The organism is Streptomyces sp. Edi2, from assembly GCF_040253635.1.
Classification (GTDB): domain Bacteria; phylum Actinomycetota; class Actinomycetes; order Streptomycetales; family Streptomycetaceae; genus Streptomyces.
In genome coordinates this window covers 1,042,426-1,066,070 of sequence record NZ_JBEJGX010000003.1, presented here as the reverse complement: position 1 = coordinate 1,066,070, position 23,645 = coordinate 1,042,426, and the positions used below count along the sequence as shown (strand labels likewise).

Genomic DNA, 23,645 nt, shown 5'->3' with positions numbered 1-23,645 from the left:
GCCGGCGCTCGTGCTAGCGCCGGGTGACCGAGTGGATCCAGGCGAGTTGCTGGGAGATCTCGCCGGCTTCGGCGATGTGCTCCCGGTCGGAGCCGTCAAAGACGCCGAGGAGTGTTTCGGTCCCGGGCGGGGCGATGCTCATCACCGGGCCTCCGGAGTCGCCGCCGGCGGGAATCCCGGACACCTTTTCCATGCAGAAGTCCGAGCCGCCCGGTGCGGTGTAGCCCTCGCACCGGGGGTCGTCGGGCCGTACGACGCGCAGGTCCGACTGCTTGAGTACGGGGGACTGGCAGGTGTTCTCGTCCCCGGTGCAGGTGGCACCCCACCCGTACTGGCGCACGGCCTGGCCGGGGTGGACCGGGGCCGTGGCCAAAGGCGCCGTGCGGATGTTCATCGGCGGGACTTTGATGAGCATCATGTCGGCGTGCGCGCTTCCGACGCGCCGACCGGGCACCGGATGGACGGTGGTGCCCTTCCGCATATCGAGGTTGCCGGCCCGGAACGAGATCCGCCTGTCGGCGATCGGCTGTGCCTGCTCGAAGAAGCAGTGCGAGGCGCTGATGATCCACTCGTGTGTGACCGCCGTGCCGGTGCACGTCGGTTTGCCGTCGACGAGCATGCGCACCGCCCATGGGCCGTAGGTGCTCGTCGATCCGCCGATGACGGCGGTGGCCGGCGTGGGCAGCATCACCACTCCCGTCACCAGCAGTAAGGCGGTCAGCAGCAGCACACGAACTCGACGCACCATCCGGAACAGCTCCTCTTGTCGGGGCATGGGCCGTACTGGTGGTGAGATACCCCGCTGGGCCACGAAGTCGTGGCCTTGTGCGTCCCGTTCTCGTGTTCCAGGAGGCTCGGGTACCCCCTGGTCACGGCTCATCTTTCCGTTCCAGCGTCCCGAACTGCCGCGATTCCGTTGCAGTCGGGACGAATCACCCCACATGCTCGGGTCATCCGAGCACCACCGAGACCCCAATCGCGGTGGTTGCGACGTGAGTTCCGGTTCGACGCTTCGAAGCAAGGAGAACTTGTGATCTCAAGAACGAAGAAGGCCGCGCGTTCCGTGGCCGTGGTGTTCGCCGCAGCTGCCGCGTTCACCATGACCGTGCCGACCGGCATTGCCTTCGCCATCGACCATGTCGCCTGTCGCGCTGGGGAAAACTTCCTGAAGATCTGGTCGCACAGCGGCGGGCGGCAGAGCGTGGACTGTTACGCGAACCGTGGGAGGATTTCCTTCGGCGGGTGGTGGGTCGACAAGATCTCCACGGGGAACAATGACTTGATCTACTACGACGCCAATGGCGATTCGGTGAAAATCGACCGGTGGCACGAGATCTCGTTCCCGAACCGTCCGCCGAGGGTGAGCGTCATCGAAATCCTGTGACGAGGTGACGGCTCACTGATGCCGGCCCACGCCCTTTCCGGCGTGGGCCGGCATCGTTCAACCGAATATGTGGAAGCCCTTTGGCGCGCCGGCTCGGCCGTTCCGGCCCGACCCTCAGGCTGGGCCACTACGCCGCATCATGCCTGAAGCCGGCGGCAGGAGTGCGAACCCCTCGATGCTGTGACGGCCGCGCCGTCAGCCGAGGGCGACCGAGCCGTCCTTGACGTTCACCTTGGCCGGGGCCAGCCCCTTCGTGGCGGGGCCCTTCTTCACGCTGCCATCGGTGATGTCGAACTTGCTGCCGTGGCACATGCAGTTGATGGTGCCGCCGGAGACCTCGCCGACGACGCAGCCGGCGTGGGTGCAGATCGCGGAGAACGCCTTGATATCGCCGTCCTGCGGCTGAGTGACGACGACCTTGTCGGCTTTGAAGATCTTGCCGCCGCCCTTGGGGATCTCCGACGTCTTGGCGAGGATGGCGCCGCCGCCCCCACCGGCGGCGTCACCACCGCTCGCCCCCGAGCTGCCGGCCTTGCCGCCGCCCTCGGCCTTGGAATCGCCGCTCCCCTCGTCCGCCATGCTGCCTCCGCAGGCCGCGAGCGCCGCCGTCAGCCCGGCCGCGCCGACCGCCGCGACGACGGTTCGCCGCGCCGCCCCGCGACCTGCCACCGCCTGGCCGGTCTCCTCCGTCGCGATCGTCGCCTCGGTCTCCGTCTGCTGCGACGCTGCCTGTCGAGCCATCGTGTGCCTCCGGTTCATGGTGGTGCCTGTGGTGCGCGTGATGCTCCGTGCTCCATGGACGTTGCACAAGCTCCATACGGAGGGGCCGCCCGGCGTGTTCAATGCGGGACGTGATCCCTTTGCGGAAACGCAGCGCCGAGGGGTGAACGACAGCCGAGCCGGACGCGCAAGGGTCGGTTCTCTCAGTCCCCGTCGACGCGCGCCGCCAGCACATCCAGCGCATCCAGCAGGAAGTCCCGCTGGAAGTGGAGCAGCTGCGCGTTGACCGTGTCGTCGGCCGGCATATGGGTGGCGCCGGGGAGCGGGAGCACACTGTGGGGTTTGCCCGCCGCGAGCAGTTCCGCCGAGAAGCGCAGGGTGTGCGCGGCGGCCACATTGTCGTCCGCGAGCCCATGGATCAGCAGCAGGGGGCGGCGCAGCAGATGGCCGTGGCCGGCCAGTGAGGAGCGCACATAATTCTCCGGGTGCTCCTCCGGGTGGCCCAGATACCGTTCCTTCCAGTGGGTGTCGTACAGGCGCTGGTCGGTGGGCGGGGCGCCGGCGACCGCCGCGTGGAAGACCTCGGGGTGGTGCAGCACCGCGGCCGCGGCGAGGAATCCGCCGAACGACCAGCCGCGGATCGCCACCCGCGTCAGGTCCAGGTCTTCGAAGCGCTCCCCGGCTGCCCGCAGCGCGTCCACCTGGTCCTCCAGCGCGGGCGTGAGCTGGTCGCCGTGTATAGCCTTTTCCCAGGCCGGGCCGCGATTCGGTGTCCCGCGCCCGTCGACCACCAGCACCGCGAACCCCTGCTCGGCGAACCACTGCGACACACAGCTGGGCCATCCGCGGGCCCGTTCCACTTGCTGCACGCCGGGGCCGCCGTACGGGTCGAGGAGCACCGGCAGCTTCCCGGTGCCCTCCTCATGCCACGACGGCAGAAAGAGCGCGCCACGCAACTGCCGTTCCCCGAGGAGGAGATGGCGAGGACGTGGAGCGACCGAGGGCTCTTCGGCGAGCGAGGCGATGACCTGATAGGGTGCGTCGTCCTGCATCCCGGTCCCTGTGCCCGCGTCCGTCCCGGTCCCTGTGCCCGCGTCTGTCCCCGTCCCTGCGCCCGCGTCCGGCCCCGATCCTGCGACCGTGTTGGGCACCGGTCCTGGCCCCGGCACCGGTCCCGTCCCCCGCCCCGTTCCCCACAGCACACCGACTTCGCTACCCCGCGGCGTCACTCCCGCCAGGACCACCGTGCCACCTCGCCCCACACCGGTGTACCTGCCGGGGCCGCGGCTCAGCCGGCGGCAGCCGTGGGCGGGCTCATGGCACCAGACATGGGTCTCCAGGGAATCCTCGCTCGCGGTGAACAGCACCCGTTCGCCCTCGACCCCGAGGACTGCGCACAGCTGCAGCCCCTCCGGGGTGACCCGTTGGCCGCCGACGGTCAGGTACCGGGTGTCGCCGTCGTCCTCGGGGAGCACCAAGGCGCCCGATGCCGTACGGGCCGGGGTGCCGTCAACGAGCTCCACCCATGCCGGATCGGTCCGCTCATGCAGCACTGCGGTGGCACCGGTCGCCGGATCGACCGAGAGCGTGCGCACGCTCCGCTGGTCGCGGCTCTGGACGGCGAGGTAGGGACCGTGTGCATCCCAGCCGGCGTCCACCAGGTACTCGTACGCCGTGCGGTCCCACTCCACGTCGACCCGTTCCCCCTCCAGGGAGAGGATCTGCAGGGTGACCTCGGCATTCGGCGTGCCGGCCGCCGGATACGGAATCGCCCGCGGCGCCTTCGTCGGATCAGCCGGATCGCCGATATAACGCCGCTGGACGGGGCTGGTGTCGACCCTGGCCACCAGGACGTGCCGGCTGTCCGGCGCCCACCAGTAGCCACGCATCCGGTGCATGGACTCGGCGGCCACATATTCGGCGAGTCCGTAGGAGACGTCCGGGCCCTCCGCGGCGGCCAGCCGGCGGTCGGCGCCGTTCAGATCGACCACGTGGAAACAGCGGCGGCTCACATAGGCGATGAGCCGCCCGTCGGGGGAGGGGCGCGGGTCGACCACCGGACCTGCCGCCGGGACGGAGAACGGTGCGCCACCGTCGGTGCGCACCGCCCACAGGGCTCCGGACAGCGCGAACGCCACAACACGGGCGGCGCTGTCGGTCGCGTACGACACCACACCCACGGACCGCTCACGGGCGCGCTCCCGGCGTAGCCGCTCCTCCTCGGGGACCGCCCCGGTACCGGCCCCCACCAGCAGTGCCGGATCGGCCAGCAGCCGTTCCGCCCCGTCCTCGTACTGCCACAGCCGGCCGACCGGGTCGGTGCCCGAGACCGTGCGGACGAAGAGCACCCGGCTGCCGTCGGGGGAGAGGGTGAAATGCCGCGGCACTCCGAGCGAGAAGCGGCGGCTGCGGGCGAACTGGCGTGGGAAGTCCATGGAGTCGGTGGAGCGGGCGGCGTGTGCGGAATCCACGGCCTGCGTGGTGTTCACGGCTTGTGTGGAGTTCGCGGTGGTGTTGCTGTGCAAGGTGCAGTCCTCCAGGAGGGATGCTGAGGTGGCCGGTGGCCGGTGGCCGGTGGCTGGTATGCGGTGACCGATATCCGATGACCGGTATCCGGTGTGCGACGGTCGGGGTACGGCGATCCCTGGGGAAACATAGGCAGGCCCGAGAGCCACGGAAAAGGCTTGGCCGCGACACGTTTTTTCGCAGCGCTGAGCGCCCGGCACTTGACACATAACCGGGTACACACAGGGCAATTCGGGGGAGCCTCCCCCTGCGCCCCGCTAGCCGCCCGGCACATCACGGTGATCAGCGTGATCACGGTGCGAGACACCGGGGGTCAAGGTCAGGAAGGCCGCAGAGTGACCAGGAGATGATATCTCTCCGGCAACGGTTAGCGCTCGGGATTTACGAAATCGTCCTGCTGCACACACCGGGTCCCGCTCGCCCCGGAGCGCCTGCTACCTGTTAGCGCTCCAGCCATAGACGCGGCTTTCATGTTGGGGATGCAGTTTGTCGCCGGTAACGGCTGGCCTGTGATCGTGCCTGGTGACGGCGTGCTTCTCGGCGCGTGCGCGGCAGGCCCGACAGCCGTGACCGCAGCCTTTCTACAGCCGGTCCCCCAACAAATGAGTGCTGTCTGGCCGGAGCACCAGGTCGTGCTGATACCAGGTACCCGGCTTACCACCGAGGTGGGCGGGGTCGGCCGGGCCGACAGGGACGAACTCGGCTTTGTGATCACCCTGGGAGGCTGCCCCGCCGCTGTCACTACCTGCGGCGGTGTCGCACGATCGAGGGGCGGCCTCCATGAGACCGCCCCCGCACGATCGAAGTCCCGCTACACTCCCGCCACCCGGCGAAAAGACCAGGTCAAACAGCGAAATCCTGCTGGAGTATTAGGCCAGGGACATTTCCGTTCAGCGGGGCATTACCTGTGGGGCCACGGTATTACCCGCTCGGCTAGGGTCGTCCCCATGAGTGAGGACATCGCCGCGCTGGTTCGTCAACTGGCCGCTGGGGAACGGGACGAGCGCCGGGCAGCGACGGACCGGCTGGTCGCGGTCGGCGCCCCGGCCGTGGAGCACCTTCTGCCGCTGATCGTCGAGGGGGAGGGGACCCGGCGATCGGCCGCGGAGGCGTGCATGGAGCGCCTTGGCGCCGCGGCGATCGAGCCCTTGAGGAGGGTGCGCAGCGAAGGCCCCGGCCGCCTGCGGCCGGCCGCACTCCGCTGGCTTGCGAGTGTCGGTGGCGCCGATGCCCTGGCCCCCGCCGACCGGGCGGCCGTCGAGCGACTTGTGCGGATCAAGCTGCTGGACGAAACGCCCGGTGACCTTCCGGCCGGGTCCTGGCTGGCGGTGCCGCGGGCGGAAGTGGAGGACATCGTCCGGGCGTTGGGGCTGCACGACGCGCGCCCCGTCACCACGGCCATGGGCGTGTCCGCCGCCGTCCACGAGGAGAATTCGCTCGAGCACCATGGTGCTGAAGGCACCACCACCACGGAATACCGCGTGTTCATCACGCCCGAATTCGACGGCTGGCGTCTCGTCTACGGTTCCGACTATCTCAACGACAACTGGGCACAGGCCGTCGAAAAGCTCAGCGCCCGTTGCCGGGAAGCCCATTTCTACGCAGTGGATGACCACAATGGCGCACGGGTGTGGTGGGTCGCGGAGAACGGGCAGGACAAGCGCGGCTACCGCACCTACGGCGATCCCGAATGGGTCGGCGAGCCCCTGGAGTTCGAGCGGGACCTCGTGCAGGACGAAGACGACGAACTGTACGACCCGGAAGAGGCCGAGGAGTACGCCGAAGGTGTCCGCGACCCGGAGGAAGCGGCGTCGTGGATCTCCATCCAGCCGACGGCCGTCGAAGTGCTCGACCGGGTGGGCCATGGCTGGCTCGCTGTGACCAGCCCGGATGTCGGGCACGGCAGGTTCAGGGGCGCGCTGGACATCTGAGGGTCAGGGCGCGGGGCCGGGTGGCTCGCCGCCTCTGCGCCGGTACGGGCCGCGGCACCGGGTGCCGGGGAGGCCCGTCACCTCAGGCTCGGTTGGATCTTCTGCCAGGTCGCATTCAGGTGCTCGATGTGCCGGTCCATCTCCCGGACCATGGCCTGCTTCTCCTCCGTCGTCGAATTTTCCTTCCGCTTGCTGTATTCCCGCTCGATGAGCTTCTTGAGCTCCTTGCGTGCGTCCGCCTCGCTGAGTTTCTGTGCTGCCGCGATTTCCTTGGCGGCTCGTTCGGCGGACTTGTCCGAACGTGCGTTGATGCGGTCGGCGATGTTCTGCTGCACATCGGTCGCGGTCATCTTGTCGACCTTCTTCTTCTCCACGGTCTTCTCCGTGTCGAGCTTCTTCTTCGCTGCGACATCGGCCGGGTCCGTGCGATAGGTCGTGCTGTAGTACACCTTTGAGCCGTCGAGTGTCTTGTCCCGCAGCACTGTGGAGCACTTCGCATGGCCCTGTCCCATCCCACAGGGTTCACGCTCCGTATAGACGGCCTTGGGAGTATAGGTTCCGTCGCCCTGATTGACCCGCTTGAGCCATTCGGCGAGATGCTTTTCCGAGTGCCGGCCCGATACGTACTTCTCACCCACGGGCACCGAGGAGTCGGTGACATAGTGCGTCTCGCGTCCCGGTGGCGGGCCCTCGACCTCCAGCACCGCATAGTTGCGGTCCGTCAGGTCGGGGCTGTTGTGCTTCAGGCTGGGGGGAATGGTGCCGAGCTTGAGGCCGTTGAGGAGTTTGTCGCTGCTCTTGCGGTGTCCCCGCACACCGAGCGATTCATCCGAGTTCTTGGCCGCACTGTCCGGGCTCTCCGGCTTGGGGTCACCCTCGCCCTTCTTGCGGTACGGCTTGTCGACGTTCTCCGGATTCTTTCCCACACCGTGCCGCTCGTGGAATCCGACGCTGAGCCGGGCCAGGGACGAAACGACCGCGAGTCGTTCACCACGCTCCAGGTCCTTGAATCCGGGCAGCCGCTGCTCCAGGTCGCTCTGAGTGAATGCGCGCGGACCCTTTCCGGCATCGGGTGACGAGGGAGTGGCATCACCGGTCGAGGCACGCAGAACCTGCGCCAGATTCCCGTCCTTGGCCCAACTGTCCAGGTGGGCATGGACGTTGTCGAGCGGGACGCGGTGTACGTCCCGGTCCCGCCGGAGTTCGTTCTGCAGCCTGTCCGGCGGAATCCCGTACTCCTTGGCTCCCTCCGCCTCCGCGTCGAGGGTGCGATCGCCTCTCCGTTCCTGTTCGGAGGTATCGCTGTCCCCGCGGTCGTGCGGGTCGGAGTAAGGCTCCTTCTTGTCGACGTCCATCGCGTCGTCATCGCTCTTCGACGGCGAGGGCGGCGACGACGGTGCCGGTAGGGGCGATGGCGAATCGTCCAGTTTCAGGGCGGCGAGTCCGTCGTGGTCCGGGTCCGTTCGCGGCCTCTTGTGGCTGTTTCCGTGCTCCGACGAGGATCCGGCGCCCGAGCCGGACTGCTGGTTGTCGGTGGGGGGCGGATCGCTGGCCTTGCGCTTTCCAGCGGGAGCTTCGGGGGTGGACGACTGCTCGTGGCCGTTCTCCCGGCCGTGGCTGATCTCCTGCCCGGGCCTGTTCTCCTGCCCGTTCCCGTGTGCCGGATCGTTCCCGTGTACCGGGTTCGGCCCGTCCTGCTTCTGATGGCTTTGGGCGTCGTGGGCGTCGTGGGCGTCGTGGGCGTCGTGGGCGTCGTGGGCGTCGAGGCCGGCGTGATCGGCATGCCCGTCCTGCCCGTCCTGCCCGTCTTGCCCGCCCTGGGCGCCCTGGCCGTTGTCCGGGGCCGGGGACGTGTTGATTGGGCTGTGACCGTGTGTTGTGGTGTTGTCCGTGCCCGAGGAGCTGCCGGGGCCGGCGTCCGGGGTGCTCTCCGCGGGCGAGTGGGGCACGGTGCCACTCGCGTTGACGTCGTGGTTCCCGCGGGACTCTTGCGGGGCGTCACCGGCCGGGTGGTCGGCGGGATCGCTCGCGTAAGAGGTGGCGTGGTCGCTCTGTGACGGGTCGGATTCGTGTGACGGGTCGGACTCCTGTGACGGGTTGGGCTTCTGTGACGCGTCCGACTCCTGCGCTGCGTTCGACTCCTGTGATGGATCGGGGTCGGATGCCGGATCCTGAGGGGGATGGAGCGGGTTCCGATCGGCGTCCAGCGGGATGTAGAAAACATCCGTGGCGCCCTTGGTGTTGATCGGCTGCTCGCTCACCTCACCGCTCTGGGTGTCCACCCACACAATGCGGCCGTTGTGGTTGACGGCGTTGAACGCGTGGCCTCCGCCCCCGTCCCAGTTGACCTGCACAATCGCGGACGAGCCCGGACCGGCCTGCAGAAGGTCCTGGGCGATCGCGTCGTGGCCGTCGGGGCTGGTGCCCGCATACGAGTGCGGCGCACCGGTCCAGCCGATGATGTTCTCGTTGGCGTCTGCTTCCGGCGACCAGAGGTCCGGGGTCCCGTCCGCAGCGAGATCCGGTGTACGGGGCGCCGAGACCTGAGGGTTTCCGTACCAGGTCTCAAGGAACGAACGGCTGCAGTCGGCGCAGTTGTTGGACCGCCCCGGCACGTTCGTACCGCCGTCGTTCTGCAACTGGGACCAGTCCCCGAACGGATCGGGGAAGCGTTGGGGAGTGCCGTCGTCGTTGCGGGGGATGGCGTCGACGAGTGCTTGCTGGTCCGCGGTGTCGGGCGGCAACAGGCCGCCGGGGGCATCCTGGATTCCGGCGCGGATGTCATCGAGGGTGGGCCGGTCGTCCTGCGGGTGGGGCTCGGCGTCCGAAGGGGGCTCGGAGTCCGGGGACGGCTCGGAGTCCGGGGACGGCTCGGTGTCCGAGGGCAGCTCGGTGCCCGCGTCCGAGTTCGGGTCCGTTTCTGGGGCCGCGTCCGCGTCTGGGTTCGGGTGCGCTTCTGGGCCCGCGTCCGAGTTTGCGTCCGCGTCTGTGTCCGCGTCCGGGCTTGGGCCCGGCTGAGGCGAGTCCTTGCCCTCGGGGTCGGCATCGTCCCGCCGAGTGGCGTCGCTGGTGCTGTTGTCGTCCTTGACGTCGTCGGGTAGTTGCTGTTGCTGTTGCTGGTGCTGCTCGGCGTCAGGTGTGTGGCTGCCGTCCGTGTGGGGGGCCGGATGGTCCGTGGGACGGGTCTCCGGGGTGTCCGGGGTCTCTGTGCCGCGGTCGGGTGCGGGCGGTGTGACGTCGCTGCGCGGGGGCTGCGGACCAGGGGTGATTTGCTCCGGAGCGTGCCGGCCGGCGCCGTGGTTCTCCGGCGACGTGCTCGGTGGCGGAGTCTGCGTCTGGTGCTGCGGCGATTCGTTGCCGCGCGGCTGCTCGGTACGAGGCGGGTTGGCGCGCGGAGTCGTTGGCCGGGGACGCGAGTCCTGGTCGGGAGTGCCCGGGCGCTGACGCGGAGGAGTACTGCGCGGATCGCCGTAGGGCGCGGTGCGGGGGCCCCGGGTGGGCGTGTCGCGGTGCTGGGTGCCGTGATCGGCCGGTGTGGAGCGCGGGGGCGCAGGGGTGGGCCGAGTGTCCGATGGAGCGTGGGTTCCGGCGGGGGCACTTGGGGTGGGCACGGGGCCGCCGCCCGTGGCCACACCGGGCGGCGCGGTGGCAGCCGCGGGGGTGGGCGGGGTCTGGGAGGGGGACGAATCGCCGGCGGACTGCGACGTGTTCGGCACAGCGGAGGGGGGCGGCGCGAGGGTGGTCGCACTGTCCCTTTCCATGGTGACGTCGCTGTCATCGTGTGGCTGGTGAGGACTGTGCTGCTGAGGCGAGCCGTACGACGAGGAAGCGGGCGAGGGGCTCGACGAAGCCGCATGAGGCATAGGGGCGGCCGAAGGCATCCCGACCCGGCTTCCGCTCCCATTTCCGGTGCCGGTGCCGGTGCCGGTGCCGGTGTCGCTTCCGCTTCCGCCTCTGGTCTCGTTGTCGCCGTTTCCGTTGTCGCCGCTGTTGCCGCTGTTGCCGCTGTGGTTCTGCGCCGGCGAAGGGGTGGAGTCCGCCGATGTGGGGGTGTTGTCGGGTGCGGGCGAGGGAGAGGGGACGTGCGCTTCCGGCCGGTTTCCCGAGTCCGGGGATCGATCGGGCGCAGGCGTGTGGTCCCGTGTGGAGTCGGGTGCGGTGTCGGGTCTCGTGTCCCGTGTGGTGTCCCGCTGTGAATCGGAGGTGGTGTCAGGCCCTTGGGGGGATGGGGCGTCGGCGTGCGCAGGCTCCGGTGCGGCCGGGGTGCTGCCCTGAGGCGAGCCGCCGTCCGGCGTACCGCCCACGTCGGCACGGGCATCCTGGTCCGGGGATGGCCCCGCGCCGGAGTCCGCCCCCGTCCCGGAGTCCGGCCGCGACGGCCCGGCGTCGGGGGAGGAGCCCGCGTCGGGGGAGGAGGAGCCCAAGTCGGGGGAGGTCGAAGGCGAGGATGCCGAGAACGGGGACGCCGAGGACGAGGACGAGGACGAAGACGTCGACGGCGTGGACGACGGCTGCGTGGAGTCGGCAGCAGAGCCCGACGGTGCGTCGCCGCCGCTCTGCGATGCGTGGTACCCCGCGTCGAACGGAGTCAGCCGGTCCGGAGACGGGGAGTCCGCATGCGAAGGTCCGGACCGACCGCCGCCGTCCGGGGAATGACCGCCATCGGGAGCGGGGCCGCCGTGAGCGGTGGACGGAGAACCAGGGTTACTGGAGGCCGAGTTGGCCGAGACACCGGTGTCGCCACCGGAGTTGTCGCCGCCCGAACCGCCACGATGTGAAGCGCCACCACTGGACGACCCGTCACCACCCGGAGCGTCACCCCGAGCACCCCCGGAAGCGTTGCCCGACGCCCCCGAGGAGGACGAAGCCGAGGAGGACGAGGATCCCCCAGAAGAGGAGTCCGCCCCCGAACCACCGCTGTCGGCACCGCTACTGGTCTCACTGCCGTTACCCCCGGACAACCCCTTACCGGACTCTCCGCCCGTATCTGGGGCGGAATCGTGCCCGGAATCCGCGTCGGAGCCGTGCCCCGCCGCCGATTCCATCCCGTTGCGTACGTGATGCCCGGCCTTGGCGCCCGCACCGTCACGCAGCGACTCGGCGAACGTCTGGCCGGAGTTCTTGAGTGCGTTGACGCCCTCCTCGGCGCCCTTCTTCACCGTACGGCCGACGTCGAAGCCGTTCTGCGCATCGAAGTTCATGTTCACGGACTGCGCGATGACGTCCGAGATCATGGCCTGCAGCGCCGAGACGGCGGGTTCCTTTGCCGTCTCCAGAGCCGCGTCGAGCAGTTGCTTGGCGACCTCCTTGATGATCTTCCGCGCGATTGCCCGGGTCGCGGCGGTCGCCGCCACGGCCGCTGCCTCGGACAACCCGAAGGTGAAGGGTGCTGCTGCTTGAGCCGCGATGATTTCCGCGGCGAGGATCGCCAACTGCGTGATCACCGCGACTTTCATCCCGATGACGAGTCCGGCCGCGGCGTCGAGAGCGGTGGCGATGGCATTCGCGGCACTACGGGCGTCGGCGAAGTAGCCCGAGCCGCCCGCGAATTTCTCCCATGTGGTGTGGAAACCGTCGATGGAGTCGCCGGAATTCTGCGACGTCACATCGCCGGCCGCCTTGACGCCCTGGAAGTGGAGATCTTCCACCCCGGACGCGAAGTCCCGCCACTTCTGGGCGGAGTCCATCAACTTGTCTTCGTCCGCCGTGGGCCAGTTGAACCCCAGCATTTCCAGGACCCACTCAAGTGCGTCCGGCAGCATCAACGACACGGCGGCGTTCCCCTTGGCTGATGTGACTCGGGTGCGTACGGAGGTTTGGTTACGTACGGCGGCTTGGTCATGCAGGGAGGTTGGGCATGTACGGCGGCTTGTTACGTACGGAGGCTTGGGTACGTAAGGCGGTTCGGGTACGTACGGATCAAGGACTGTCGGTGTAAGTCAGGACGGCGTCATCGAGGCAGAGCAGGAGCCGAGCGAGAACAGAAACCGCGCCAGATCAGGAAAGGGAGTAGGAGCCAGAACGGAAACTGAGCCGGAGCCAGAACGAAACGGCCCCAAAGCCGAAACCGCACCGGAGTCGAAACCGCACCGGAACTAGAAAAGGAACTGAAACCGGAAAGGAACTGGAACTGGAACTGGAACTGGAACTGGAACTGGAACTGGAACTGGAACCGAGCCTGAGCACAACAATGCCCGGCAACAGTGACGAGGAGACCCGTCGGTAAACCGGGCCGGAGGCCGGAAGCCGGCGACCCTAAACGCTGGGCCGCTTGACCTGGGCGATCAGCCGGCTCTCCGCTTCTTCGTTCGCGACATGCTGCTTCATCATGGACTCGTTGAAGTCTTCGTCGGCCTCGTGGTTCTTGGCCATGTTCTGCAGTCCGCCGCCGATTTCCTGGAGCTTCGACGCCAGGTGGCCCATCGACTCGTACATGCCGTCCCGCAGACCCTCGTAGACGACGCCGAACTTCTCCCCCAGGTCGTCGTCACCCCACGGCGGCGTGTCCTGGCCTTCGAGGGAGGTAAGACCACTCTGCAGCGTGTTGACGAGAGCCTGGTAGTCCTTGCCGATCCGGTGGAAGTCGGTGCCACCCGTACGCAACGACCCGATGTCCGCCTTGAGTCCGTCACCCATCGAGCTCCCCTTGCCCTGGACGCCGCCACCGCCGCGTCGGTAATGGAAAGTTTAACCACCGAAGTTGACGCCGTCTCACGAGGTCGCGGATTACGGGGTCGCGCTCCCTTGCTCCGGCCCAGGTCACGGCACCAGGTAGGGCGGGCCGGGGTCCTTGAGGGGCTCGGGCAGCCGGATGACGGGAATCGGCTTGTTGTGCGGCCAGCCGTGGGAAGCGTCGTCGAAGCTGAGCTCGCCGCCGGCCGCGGGGACGGTGCTCGCGTCATGCAGATTGGTGATTTCGTTGTACACGTCCTGGACGTCGGGCGCTTCCTTGCCGGTCTGGCCGGTGACATTGCGGGTGGCCCAGATCGCGGTCAGCACGGCGTCATGGTGCATGATCGCGTATCCGTCGTCCATCACCGAGTCGGGGAACTGCAGGTCCCGCAGGGCTTGGTGGAAGGGTTTGAAGCCGGACGGGGCATGGACGCCGCGGACCCACTGGGCGGGACTCGTCGCCGAGACGTTCAGAATGGTGATCTTGTTGTCCCTGAGCAGGCTCTGCACCTGCTGTCCCTGCGCGAACGCCCCGGTGGCCCCGGTCATCACCGTGATCGGCGCATCGTGACCGCACTGGCTGCGGGTGGACAGGGCACGGACGAGATCGGCGAGATCGCGGTCGCGCCCGGCATAGAAGATCACTTGCGCCTTGGTCAAGCAGATGTTGTTGACGGCGTTGTAGAAGAGCCGGGGGATACCCGCGGGGTTGTGGCCGGTCGTGCCGACGAATGAGGCGCGCCGCCGGCCGATGTAGTCGCTGAACTCCTCGTCGAACGCCTTGCGCATGGTCTTCACGTAGTTGTCGTCCCTGCTGTCGAAGACGAGGTAGCCGCGGTGCCTCGCCAGCGGAGAGTGGTCCAGATACCGGCGGAGCGCCTTGGCGTAGTCGACGTTGGACGGTGACACCTTGAACAGACGTGGTGAGTTGAGGTCGGTGGCGGTCAGGACCGCACCGATCGCGGGGATCTTCAGCCGGCTGAGTTCGGTGGCCGCTGCCTGGGTCTCCGGGACGCTGACGCCCATGCCGGTGACGGCGACCAGGGGATGCTCGTCGTCGGCCAGGTCGGCCAATTGCCGGACCACCGGCTTCCAATGCGTCTCATTACGGCCCTCATGGGCCAGGACGAGCTGGATCAGCGGTGTCTTGCCCTGGATACCGGTGGAGCTGGTCGTGGACAGTTCGGGGCAGGCATTCGCCCGGCACTGCGCGATGAAGACGCCCTCCAGGCTCGAGCGGATCTCCGCGAGGGGCAGCGCGCTGGTGTCGCTCTCCGTCATCGGCATCAGGACACCGACCTTGACGTAGGGCAGACGGCTCTTTCCGGAGGCGGGCTTCTCCCACTGGGCGCGGACGCGTTGGTTCTCCTGGGCGATCCGGTCGGTGATCCCCTTGAGACGGGGGTCGAAGGCGAAGGCCTTCTCATCCGTGATCCCCACACACTCCCGCTGCGGGCCGGTGCCGTCCCAGTGCAGCCCCGGCTGGTCCGCCGCGCAGCTGGTGTCCTCCGCCACCGGCCACAGGAACCAGAGCCCGCCGGCTATCAGCGCCAGCGCGAGGACGAGGGCGGCGATTCCTCGCCACCCCTTCCACCACGGGGGGAGTGCGTCGGCGGGTTGCGGGGTCAGATGCATGGTGCCGGCTCCTAGAGACGGGGTGCTGCGGTGTGCTCACACGTACTTCGCGGCCTCGTGCATGAGCCCGATCCGGCGGGGGACGGAGCGCATGGCAAGGTCCTGGAGCATCGCGTTGATGGTCCGGTTGAGCTCGGGATTCGTGCCGGGCAGCCGGTTGCGCGGATCGGACGCCAGCCACAGCCCGACGACCAGCAGGGTCAGGGGCGTGTGCTCGGCGAACGAGCGGGGTGCGAGATCGGCGGCCAACTGCTCCAGACGCAGCGTGGCGGGCTGCTCCGGTAGCACCGGTTCGCGCAGTGGTGCGGCGGTGATCGTGTACAGCTCGTACAACCAGACGTCCGTGTCGGAGAGTTCGGCCAGACGCCGGGCGAGATGCTCGATGACGTCGTCCAGCCGGTGCAGCGCCAGGGAGTGGTACAGCACTTCCAGCGGGTGGCCGTGATGGGCGTGCCAGGTGCGCAACTGTCCGTGGACGGCCGTCCAGCGGTCCGGGCGGACGGCCAGCTCCTGCAACAGCAGCAGGCGCAGCCACGGATGCAGGACGGAGCTGCCGCGTAACGGGTGCGGATGGATGCCTTCCAGATATCCGCTGCCCCGGCCACCGCGGGCCTCGGCATCCTGGGGGACCGGATCGGTCAGCCACAATCTGGTCGCGACCACCCGGGCCAGCGAATCGCGGGTGTGCAACTGGAAGCGGTCGAGGAGTCCCGCGTCGCATGCGGCATCGAACTCACGGGCGGCACAGCACTCGACGAGCGCACGGTGCTGGTCGTCGGTCAGGTCGCGCAGCAGGTACTGCCGCGCCTCCTCTTCCAGCAGCGGTCCTTCGTCGGCGCCTTCCGCGGACGGCGTGGTGCCGGAGAGCACCGCGCGCAGCAGCCTCTCCGGATCCTCGCGGCCCACGAGGCGCGCCGAGGCGGTGAGCAGTTGCCGGACGCTCCACGGATGTCCGTCGGTCAACCGGTGGGCGAGCAGTGGGGCCTCCGGAAGCCGCGCGGCGATGTTCGTGCCGAGCTGGGCGGTCTCGCCGGCGGTCAGGCCGCGCAGCTGAACGCAGTACCAGCGCCAGGACCGGTTCGGCGGCGGGTCCGGGATGGCCGCTTCCCAGTCGGCGTAGCCGGCCTGCTCGGGGGGCCGGAGCCGCACCCCTGCCGGGCCGGCGGCGAACATCGCCGGCACCCGGCCGACGTTCGACGCCGCGGCCACGGTCAGGAGCGGATCCGGTTGCCCGCTGGCGTCCCGGAGCTCCATGAGCAGGTCCAGGAATTCGCGCCCGCCGGGAGCATCGATGTTGTCCAGCAGCACGACGCAGTTGCGGTCGCGTTGGCGGCGCGCGTACTCACCGCGCAGATCGGCCAGGAACGCCTCGCACAGCCGCCGGTCCGCCGTGGCCCGGTCCGCCGGCTCCTCGCTCTTGCTCAGCTGGTTGAGTTCGACCAGCGCGTCCAGGGCGGCCAACGGACCGGCGTACCAGGCGAATCCGGTGTGCCGGGTCACCCGCAGCGGCATGCTGGGCGGCTGCCGGATGAGGCTGGCCAGCAGGCTGACGCCGGGGATCCGAACCAGGTTGAGGTCCTGCAGCAACCCGGCCACCGCGGCGACCCGGTCACCTGCGGCGTTGGGCTCCTGGGGGCCGCGCAGCGCCTGGCGGAGCTGCTTCTTGGCCCGCTCGGGATCCGTCGCGTCCAGCGACAGCTCGGGGGCCACCACGGCCAGGCCCAGCGTCAGCCGCGGGAAGACCAGGGGGGTCTGCCGGGGAAAGCGGTGCGACAGCCCGTACGCCAGACGGCCGGCGACCTCATGGGGCCTGCGGGGCGTGGCGGAGCCGAAGTCGAAGTACGCGTGCGGGCGTCGTGAACCGAGGTAGCCGAGCCAGTTCAGGGTGGTGGTCTTGCCGCTGCCACGCGGTCCGACAAGGACGACGGTGGGAAGCCCGCGCCCGCCGGCGGCGTCTCTGCCGTCTTGCAGCCGGCTGCGGCACTCCTCGTACAGGGCCTCGATGCCCTGTATCCCCAACGGACGTTCCTTCACGCTGTTCGGCCCCCCGTGAAGACAGCGACGGTGCGGACAGCGGGTCCGCAGCCGGCGACTGTGCAGCCGGCGACTGGGATGACAGCCGCTGCGACGTCAGCGACGGCAACGGCAGCCGCCGATGATTACAGAAGGTTGGCACGCGTACGCACAACGTGCCACCCGTTCGCGCAAGGTACCGAAAAGCGGTCCGCCGGACGGGACGACCATGGTGCGGAACCGAGTGCGTGGCCGGTGGGGCCGGACGGGATGGCCGGCGGAGTCGAACGGCGCCCGGGGGAGCCGGACGGGATGCCCGGCGGATGCGCGGTCCGAGCACCACGGGCGGCCCGCTGCGTGGCGCGCGCCGGTGCCCCGACGCGCCTACCGTGAAAGGAGCCCGACCGATCGTCGTCCGGAGTGGGGAGATCTCGATGTCGTGCTCACCGCGCTCACCGCGACCGCGTGCGAGGGCCGGCTCGCGGCGACCGCATGCGCTGCACGGACGCACCGCGGTGGTGACCGGAGCGGCCCGCGGTCTGGGAAAGGAAATCGCCCGCGAGCTGGCCCGGCGAGGAGCGCGGGTGGCCCTGCTGGGGCGGGAGGAAGCGACGCTGCGCCGCGTGGCGTCGTCCCTTCCGGTAACAGCGTGCTGCTGGGCGGTCGATGTCACCGACGACGACGCCATGCGGCAGGTGGCACAGGAGGTCCACGACCGCCTGGGACCGGTGTCCGTCGTCGTCGCGAACGCCGGGATCGCCGAGGGCGGGCCCTTCGCCGAGTCCGATCCGGCAACCTGGCGCCGGGTGATCGAGGTCAACCTGACCGGCAGTGCGATCACCGCGCGCTCCTTCCTGCCGGACCTGCTCGCCGCACACGGATACTTCCTGCAGATCGCCTCAACGGCCTCCATCGGAGCCGCGCCCCTGATGAGCGCCTACTGCGCTTCCAAGGCCGGGGTGGAATCCTTCGCGCACTCGCTGCGTGCCGAATTCGCCTCGCACCGCGTGGGCGTCGGAATCGCCTATCTGAACTGGACCGACACCGACATGATCCGGGACGCGGACCAGCACCCTGTGCTGCGCGAACTCCGCGCCCACATGCCTTTGCCCGCGAGGAAGGTCTACCCGGCCGAGTGGGTCGCCGCCCGGATGGTCACCGCCGTGGAACGCCGTGCCGTTGCCGTCTACGTACCGGCCTGGCTCCGGGCGGCACAGGTGGTACGTGCCGCCCTGCCGGCCGTCGTCACCCGGCTCTCACGGCGGGAGCTTCCCCGGCTGGCTGCCCGCACCCCCTTCGAGGCGACCGGACTCCTGGGCCCCGGTGGCCGCGGCGACGCAGCACACCGCCGTCCGTGAGGCCTCGGGCACCTGAGTCCTCAGACGCTAGACCTCGGGCATGAGTCATCGGGCATGAGTCATCGGGCATGAGTCATCGGGTGTGAGTCATCGGGTGTGACTGGTGTGCCAAAGAGACGGCAGGTGCCGGGTTGTGCTCCCGCATCAGGCCCGCGTGGGGATGGCATCCGCGCCCGGCCGGCGCCCCCGCAGCGCCGCCAAGGCCGCGTGAACCGCGGGCCTGCGGTCGGCCTGGGAGCGCCAGACGGCCGACAGCTTGCGGGAGGGCGCGGGGTGCATCGGGACGACACGGACGGTGGGAGGCAGGGCGCCGCGGCCGAGCCGGGGCAGCATGGCGACGCCCAACCCCGCCGCCAGTAACGCTATTTGCGACTCGAACTCTCCGACCTTGTAGGCGAGGTCCGGTTCGATGCCGAGATCGGAGAAGGAACGCACCAGCCACTCATGGCACATGGCCCCTGGGCCGTGCCCGATCCAGCGTTCCCCTCGCAGGTCGTACGGGGTCACGCTCTCCCGGTCGGCGAGCGGGTGCCCTTCGGGCAGGATCACGTCGGCGATGTCCTCACCCAGCTCGGTGACGGACAGCGAGGCGGGAAGCGTCAGGGGGGTGTTGTGCCAGTCGTGCACGACCGCAAGATCCGCCTCACCCCGTACGACAAGGCTGATGGCGACGTTGGGGTCACACTCCACCAGCCGGCAGTCCAGGGCGCGGTGGCGCCCGGCGAGATCGGCGAGCGAGGCGGCGACGAAGCCCCGGCAGGCGGTGGGGAACGTGGCCAGCACCAGCTGACCGGTGGGCTGGTCGCGCTCTTCCTCCAGGCGCGAGCGGGCTTGCTCCAGCACCGCCATGACCTCGTCCGTCGCCTCGGCGAGCAGCCAGGCCGCGGGCGTGAGCCCGACCTTGCCGCCCTGCCGGTCGAGCAGTGGGGAGCCGGTCTCGCGCTCCAGCTTGGCGATCTGCTGGGAGACGGCGGACGGCGTGTAGCCCAGAGCGGCGGCCGCGCCCGTCACCGAGCCGTGCGTGGCCACGGCGCGCAGCGCACGCAGGCGATTGAGGTCGAACATGAAGCGATGCTAATACCCCACCTTCAGCAAACTTCGCTGGCCCTTTCGGACGGCGGCTGTTGTGATGGAACTTCCCGAAGAAGCGCTTCCCCAGGAGTAATTGTCGTGAAGCCCGTACATGTTGCTTTAGCGGTGGCGGTTTCCGCGCCGGCTCGTCCCGGAGTTCGGCATCGTATCCGCCTGGATATTTCAGGGTGAGCGTAAAGAGAATCCGGGAGGGCACATCGTGAGCCGACAGAGGGAAATAACGACAGGGAGCTGCGAGGCCGGCTCCGTGGGCGGGCTGGACGGCCGAGCGGTCGCGGCGGCCCTGGTCACCGTGCTGCTGTGGGCCTCGGCATTCATCGTGATCCGCAACTGCGCCGCGGATTTCGGGCCGGGTGCGCTTGCCCTGGGCAGGCTGCTGGTGGCGTCCGTTGTGCTGAGTGTCCTGCTGCTCGTTCGGGGCGGTGGATTCCCGCCGCGCGAGGCCTGGCCCGGCATCGTGGCCTCGGGGGTCCTGTGGTTCGGCGCGTACATGGTGGCGTTGAACTCGGGCGAGCAGCACGTGGATGCCGGAACAGCCGCCCTGGTCATCAATATCGGGCCGATTCTGATGGCGCTGTTGGGCGGATGGCTGCTCAAGGAGGGCTTCCCGCGCAAGCTGCTGGCGGGCATGGCGGTGTCGTTCACCGGGGCCGTGGTGGTCGGGCTGTCCCTGTCCGGCGGGGGACAGTCGTCTCTCGTCGGCGTACTGCTGTGCTTGTTCGCGGCGCTGGCGAACGCGGTGGGTGTGGTGCTGCAGAAGCCGACGCTGAAGCACGCCACACCGATGCAGGTGACGACGTTCGGTGCGCTCTCCGGGGCGGTGGCCTGTCTGCCGTTCGCCGGGCAGTTGGTGTCGCAGGTGAGCCGGGCTCCTGTGGCGGCCACGCTGCAGATCGTGTACCTGGGCATCTTCCCGACGGCCCTTGCGTTCACCACGTGGGCCTACGCGGTGTCGCGGACGACCGTCGGGAAGATGGGCACCACGACCTACGCGGTGCCGGTGCTCGTCGTCTTCCTGTCCTGGCTGTTCCTCGGTGAGGTGCCCGGCCTGCTGACGCTCTGCGGCGGCCTTCTCTGCCTGTCCGGCGTCGCGGTGTCGCGGATGCGGGGGAAGACGGGGAAGATGCAGCGCCCGGCCCCGGAAGCCGCGCCACGGAGCCGAGTGGCTGCACAGCCCGTCGCTCCGGCGCAGCCCGTTGTCCCGGCTCGGCCTGTCGCCCCGGCTCGGCCTGTCGTCCCGGCGGAGCCCGTCGCTCCGGCGGAGCCCGAAGGTAGGTAGGCGGCCGTCGCCCGCTCAGCCGGTGCCGGGCCCCGCGGTCCTGGCCCGGTACGTGAGCCGGAGCGCCATCAGGGCGGCGACGGACTCCAGCCACCGGGCGACGTCCTGGTCGCCGTCCACGGTACGCACCAGGGGCGCGGCCGACTGCAGCCAGCCACGCACCAGTTGGGACGCGGCGTCGCCCGGCACCGGCTCGGGGAGCGTCGCGGCGTAGCCGGTCCCGCCGCTGCGGACGACTGCGGCGAGGAAGGCGACCGCCCGCGGAAGGACGCCCTGCCGGTCGAGTACGACGGCGGCGCTCACCGCGCCGTCCCCGAAGAGCGTGGTGCGGTGCGAGCCGCCGAATCCGATGCCGTAGCGCAGCAGCGCCGCGACATCGAGCGTCGCGAGTTCGTCGTCGGTCTTGCCTGGGGGAGGGGTGGGATGCATACCTGTCTCGGAATCGGTCACTTCACGGTGACGGTGTAGGTGTGGTAGGTCGGACGAACCTGTGCCGGTGCGGCCGTGGAGCCGGGGGACGGGGACGGGGGCGGAGAAGCCGTGGCGGAGTCCTCACCCTTGTCGATGCAGGCGTGCACGGGGCAGTGGATCAGCCGGATCTTGGCGCTTCCGCGGCCGACGGCCTTGAACCGGAAGAGCTGGCTGCCGTCGCCGGCCCCGTCCGCGTCGCTCCCCGAGTTCTTCTGGTCCTCGCCTGTCGCGCGCAGCACATCGGCGGCGGGCTTGGGCTCGGCCACGTACCAGCGTTCGCCGAGCGAGGCGTTGGAGGGCACGGACAGCGTGAACTCCTCGCCGGAGTCGGCCTCGATGGCGGTCTCGTCCGTGTCGTACGTGGCGGGACCGATGAGACCGCATCCGGTGAGCGCGGCGAGGGCGGTGAGCGTGGTGAGTGCCGGTACGAGTCCCCGGCGAAGGGCGGCGTTCGTCAGGTGTGTGCGCATCATGGGTCGCTTCAGTCGGCGGGCAGGTGGACGGCGTAGGCGTCGGGCATGCGGTTGTCGGAGGCCTTGTCCATGTGGCCGTTGACGAAGTCGTCCTCACTGACCCAGGTGGTGGTGCCCCAGGGGTTGTAGACCTGGAGCTTGTCGCCCTCCTGGCCGATGATCATCATCGCGTGGCCGCTGCGGTCACCGTCCTTGTACCCCTCGACGCCGATCGGCACCGGCTTGCCGTCGGCCACGGACTTCTCGATGTCCGGCAGCACATCGCGCCGGGCATCGGCGCTCTTGGTCTCCTGGAAGTCGTACGACGCACCCGTGTGCGGGCTGATCTCCTTGTCGACAACGGTGGTCTTGCCGTCGTTGTCCATGCCGTCGGGGTGCCGGGAGAACGGGAAGTCGTAGTCGTAGTTCCCGTCGCCCTCGTCGTGCACCCGCTGCTGTTCGTCGCCCAGGCGGTCGCGGAAGGCGTCGGGGTCGTCCTCCTGGCCCGAGGGACCGCCGGTCAGTCCGAGGGCGTAGACGGGGTCGACCATGGCCCGTGCGCTCACGGTGGAGGACGGCACGCAGGTGTTTCCGTCCTGCGACCACCGTTCGCCGTTGAAGGCCTGGTCGTCGGTGTTGTTGTTCCTGCCGTCCTTGGCGCGGCCCTCGTCGTTCATGCTGTCCGCGGCGGTGGTCACCGGGGTGAGGTGACGCTGGAGCCAGGCCGGGTCCTTGCCGTGGATCTTTCCGCGGAAATCCGATACTTCGTCGAGGTCGTACCCTGCGGCCAACGCCTTGACCAGGTAGGCGCGTTCCTGCGGCGACTTGGAGTCGGCCAGCATCTTGTCGAACGCGGCACGGTCGTGGGCGTTCATCTTCTCCATGTACCGGCCGGAGCGTTCGAGGTCGTTCGCGCTGAGCAGCTCGTTCATCTCCGCCGGGCCGCCGGGGCCCGCGGTGTCGGCCAGGGCGAGTTTATCGGCCGCGGAGAGGCCGGTCGTCTGCATCTTGCCGGCCCGTGCCTCGGAGGCGAACTTGTTGAGGTCACGGGCGGCCGCGCGGCCCGCGTCGTCGACGGACCGTGCCGCGGAGCGCATCTTCTCGACACCGGCGGTGGCGACCGTGCCGGCCCGCCAGATCGCGTCCTCCTCCTCGTCGGTGTCCACCATGTTGTCGAAGAACCCGTCCTCGGAACCGAGAATGGACAGCGCCTCCCGCAACTGGCCCCGGCCGGTCTCGTCCAGCTTCTGGGCGTCGCCGACCGCGTCGCTCAGGGACAGCAGCGCGTTTCCGCCCTTCTGCAGGGCCTCGGACATCTGCTGGGCGGCACGGGCGGCGGCCTGGACGACCTCGGTCGCCGACACACCGGCCTTCCCCACCCAGACCTCCGGCAGACCGGACGTGGCCACCTGGTCGACCTTGTGGGTCACCTCATCCGCGGACTTCGACTGGGTGCGATAGCGCTTGCCCAGCAGTTCGAGCGTGCCGGGGGAGCCCACCGGGGCCGGGACGGCGAGGGCGGTGTTGATCTCGGCGATCATGTCGTTCTTGTCGTCGCAGTCGAGGAGTCGCTTGTAGCACTCCTCCAGCTTGGCGCGACGCTCTGTGGTGGATCCCTGCTCGGCCATGGGGTGTGAACAGACCTTTGTGTGCGAAGTTGTCGTCGGGCGGAAGGCTCAGGCCGGCTCAGCCGAAGGGGGACCGGTCGGTCACGGGGGCCGGCCTGGTCGTCCATGACGGGTTCCCCGCGCCCGCCGCACCGCCGACCTGGGAGATGACCTCATGGTCGGCCTGGTCATAGTTGCCCTTGGACGCCCGGACCTTGTCGGCGAGCTCGTGGAGCGCGCTTTCGAGGGTCTTCGCTTCCTGCTGCCAGGCGGTGGAGAACGACCGGTAGGCGGGGCCGGAATCGGAGCCGCCGAGCATGTCGTCGTCGAAGCAGACCGCGTCGGCTATGGCGGCCTTGATGTCGCCGGTGTCGTCTCCCGCCGAGTCGAGCTTCTTCGCCTCGGCGTCCATGCCGCCCTGTTGCACGTGATATCCGGAATTGCCGGCCATCGATCCCCCGTGTGTTCTGTTCTGTGGTGCCCGCCTTGACGTGGCACGCCAAAG

The 23,645-nt window shown here is 69.2% G+C and carries 16 protein-coding genes; 4 read left to right on the top strand and 12 right to left on the bottom strand.

The annotated features are described in order from the left end of the window. Window positions 1-13: 13 nt before the first annotated feature. Window positions 14-748, bottom strand: coding sequence for a S1 family peptidase (locus ABR737_RS08115; RefSeq protein ID WP_350249503.1), 735 nt, complete (start codon window positions 746-748; stop codon window positions 14-16). Between the two features lie 282 nt (window positions 749-1,030). On the opposite strand from ABR737_RS08115, the gene ABR737_RS08110 reads away from it, so the two are divergent. Then, entirely contained in the window at window positions 1,031-1,384 is a 354-nt protein-coding gene (locus tag ABR737_RS08110) for a beta/gamma crystallin domain-containing protein (protein ID WP_350249502.1), read from the top strand. A 195-nt stretch (window positions 1,385-1,579) separates the two neighbouring features. Here ABR737_RS08110 and ABR737_RS08105 read toward each other — a convergent pair whose 3' ends face one another. Both ABR737_RS08105 and ABR737_RS08100 read right to left on the bottom strand, forming a co-directional pair. Further along, on the bottom strand, window positions 1,580-2,125 hold the full coding sequence (locus tag ABR737_RS08105; RefSeq protein WP_350249501.1) for a Rieske (2Fe-2S) protein: 546 nt from the start codon (window positions 2,123-2,125) through the stop codon (window positions 1,580-1,582). A 182-nt stretch (window positions 2,126-2,307) separates the two neighbouring features. After that, a complete protein-coding gene (locus ABR737_RS08100; protein WP_350256716.1) occupies window positions 2,308-4,539 on the bottom strand; it encodes a S9 family peptidase in 2,232 nt (743 codons plus the stop codon). Between the two features lie 1,038 nt (window positions 4,540-5,577). Here ABR737_RS08100 and ABR737_RS08090 point away from each other — a divergent pair. Next, window positions 5,578-6,561, top strand: coding sequence for a HEAT repeat domain-containing protein (locus ABR737_RS08090; protein WP_350249500.1), 984 nt, complete (start codon window positions 5,578-5,580; stop codon window positions 6,559-6,561). Window positions 6,562-6,638: 77 nt separating this feature from the next. On the opposite strand, the gene ABR737_RS08085 is transcribed toward ABR737_RS08090, so the two are convergent. The 4 genes from ABR737_RS08085 to ABR737_RS08070 form a co-directional block, all read right to left on the bottom strand. Continuing rightward, window positions 6,639-12,323, bottom strand: a complete 5,685-nt coding sequence (locus ABR737_RS08085) for a toxin glutamine deamidase domain-containing protein (RefSeq protein WP_350256715.1) — start codon at window positions 12,321-12,323, stop codon at window positions 6,639-6,641. Between the two features lie 493 nt (window positions 12,324-12,816). After that, entirely contained in the window at window positions 12,817-13,197 is a 381-nt protein-coding gene (locus ABR737_RS08080) for a hypothetical protein (RefSeq protein ID WP_350249499.1), read from the bottom strand. A 123-nt stretch (window positions 13,198-13,320) separates the two neighbouring features. After that, window positions 13,321-14,868 carry an ABC transporter substrate-binding protein gene (locus tag ABR737_RS08075; RefSeq protein ID WP_350249498.1) on the bottom strand — a complete coding sequence of 516 codons (1,548 nt, stop codon included), beginning with the start codon at window positions 14,866-14,868 and terminating at the stop codon, window positions 13,321-13,323. Between the two features lie 36 nt (window positions 14,869-14,904). Further along, window positions 14,905-16,887: a hypothetical protein gene (locus ABR737_RS08070; protein WP_350249497.1), complete on the bottom strand. Its 1,983-nt coding sequence runs from the start codon at window positions 16,885-16,887 to the stop codon at window positions 14,905-14,907. Between the two features lie 428 nt (window positions 16,888-17,315). Between ABR737_RS08070 and ABR737_RS08065 the strand changes: the two genes are divergently transcribed. Continuing rightward, on the top strand, window positions 17,316-18,239 hold the full coding sequence (locus tag ABR737_RS08065) for an SDR family oxidoreductase (protein WP_350249496.1): 924 nt from the start codon (window positions 17,316-17,318) through the stop codon (window positions 18,237-18,239). 144 nt (window positions 18,240-18,383) lie between these two features. Here the strand turns inward: ABR737_RS08065 and ABR737_RS08060 are convergent, their stop codons facing one another. Further along, complete coding sequence (locus ABR737_RS08060; RefSeq protein WP_350249495.1) at window positions 18,384-19,304, bottom strand: LysR family transcriptional regulator; 921 nt, start codon at window positions 19,302-19,304, stop codon at window positions 18,384-18,386. A gap of 274 nt (window positions 19,305-19,578) precedes the next feature. Between ABR737_RS08060 and ABR737_RS08055 the strand changes: the two genes are divergently transcribed. Continuing rightward, entirely contained in the window at window positions 19,579-20,610 is a 1,032-nt protein-coding gene (locus tag ABR737_RS08055) for a DMT family transporter (protein ID WP_350256714.1), read from the top strand. A gap of 15 nt (window positions 20,611-20,625) precedes the next feature. Here the strand turns inward: ABR737_RS08055 and ABR737_RS08050 are convergent, their stop codons facing one another. The 4 genes from ABR737_RS08050 to ABR737_RS08035 are packed head-to-tail and all read right to left on the bottom strand — an operon-like array spanning window position 20,626 to window position 23,591. Beyond that, window positions 20,626-21,039, bottom strand: coding sequence for a hypothetical protein (locus tag ABR737_RS08050; protein ID WP_350249494.1), 414 nt, complete (start codon window positions 21,037-21,039; stop codon window positions 20,626-20,628). A 17-nt stretch (window positions 21,040-21,056) separates the two neighbouring features. Then, window positions 21,057-21,554, bottom strand: coding sequence for a protease inhibitor I42 family protein (locus ABR737_RS08045; protein WP_350249493.1), 498 nt, complete (start codon window positions 21,552-21,554; stop codon window positions 21,057-21,059). Between the two features lie 8 nt (window positions 21,555-21,562). Beyond that, window positions 21,563-23,161, bottom strand: a complete 1,599-nt coding sequence (locus tag ABR737_RS08040; protein ID WP_350249492.1) for a C39 family peptidase — start codon at window positions 23,159-23,161, stop codon at window positions 21,563-21,565. A gap of 58 nt (window positions 23,162-23,219) precedes the next feature. Then, entirely contained in the window at window positions 23,220-23,591 is a 372-nt protein-coding gene (locus ABR737_RS08035; protein ID WP_350249491.1) for a WXG100 family type VII secretion target, read from the bottom strand. Window positions 23,592-23,645: the final 54 nt, after the last annotated feature.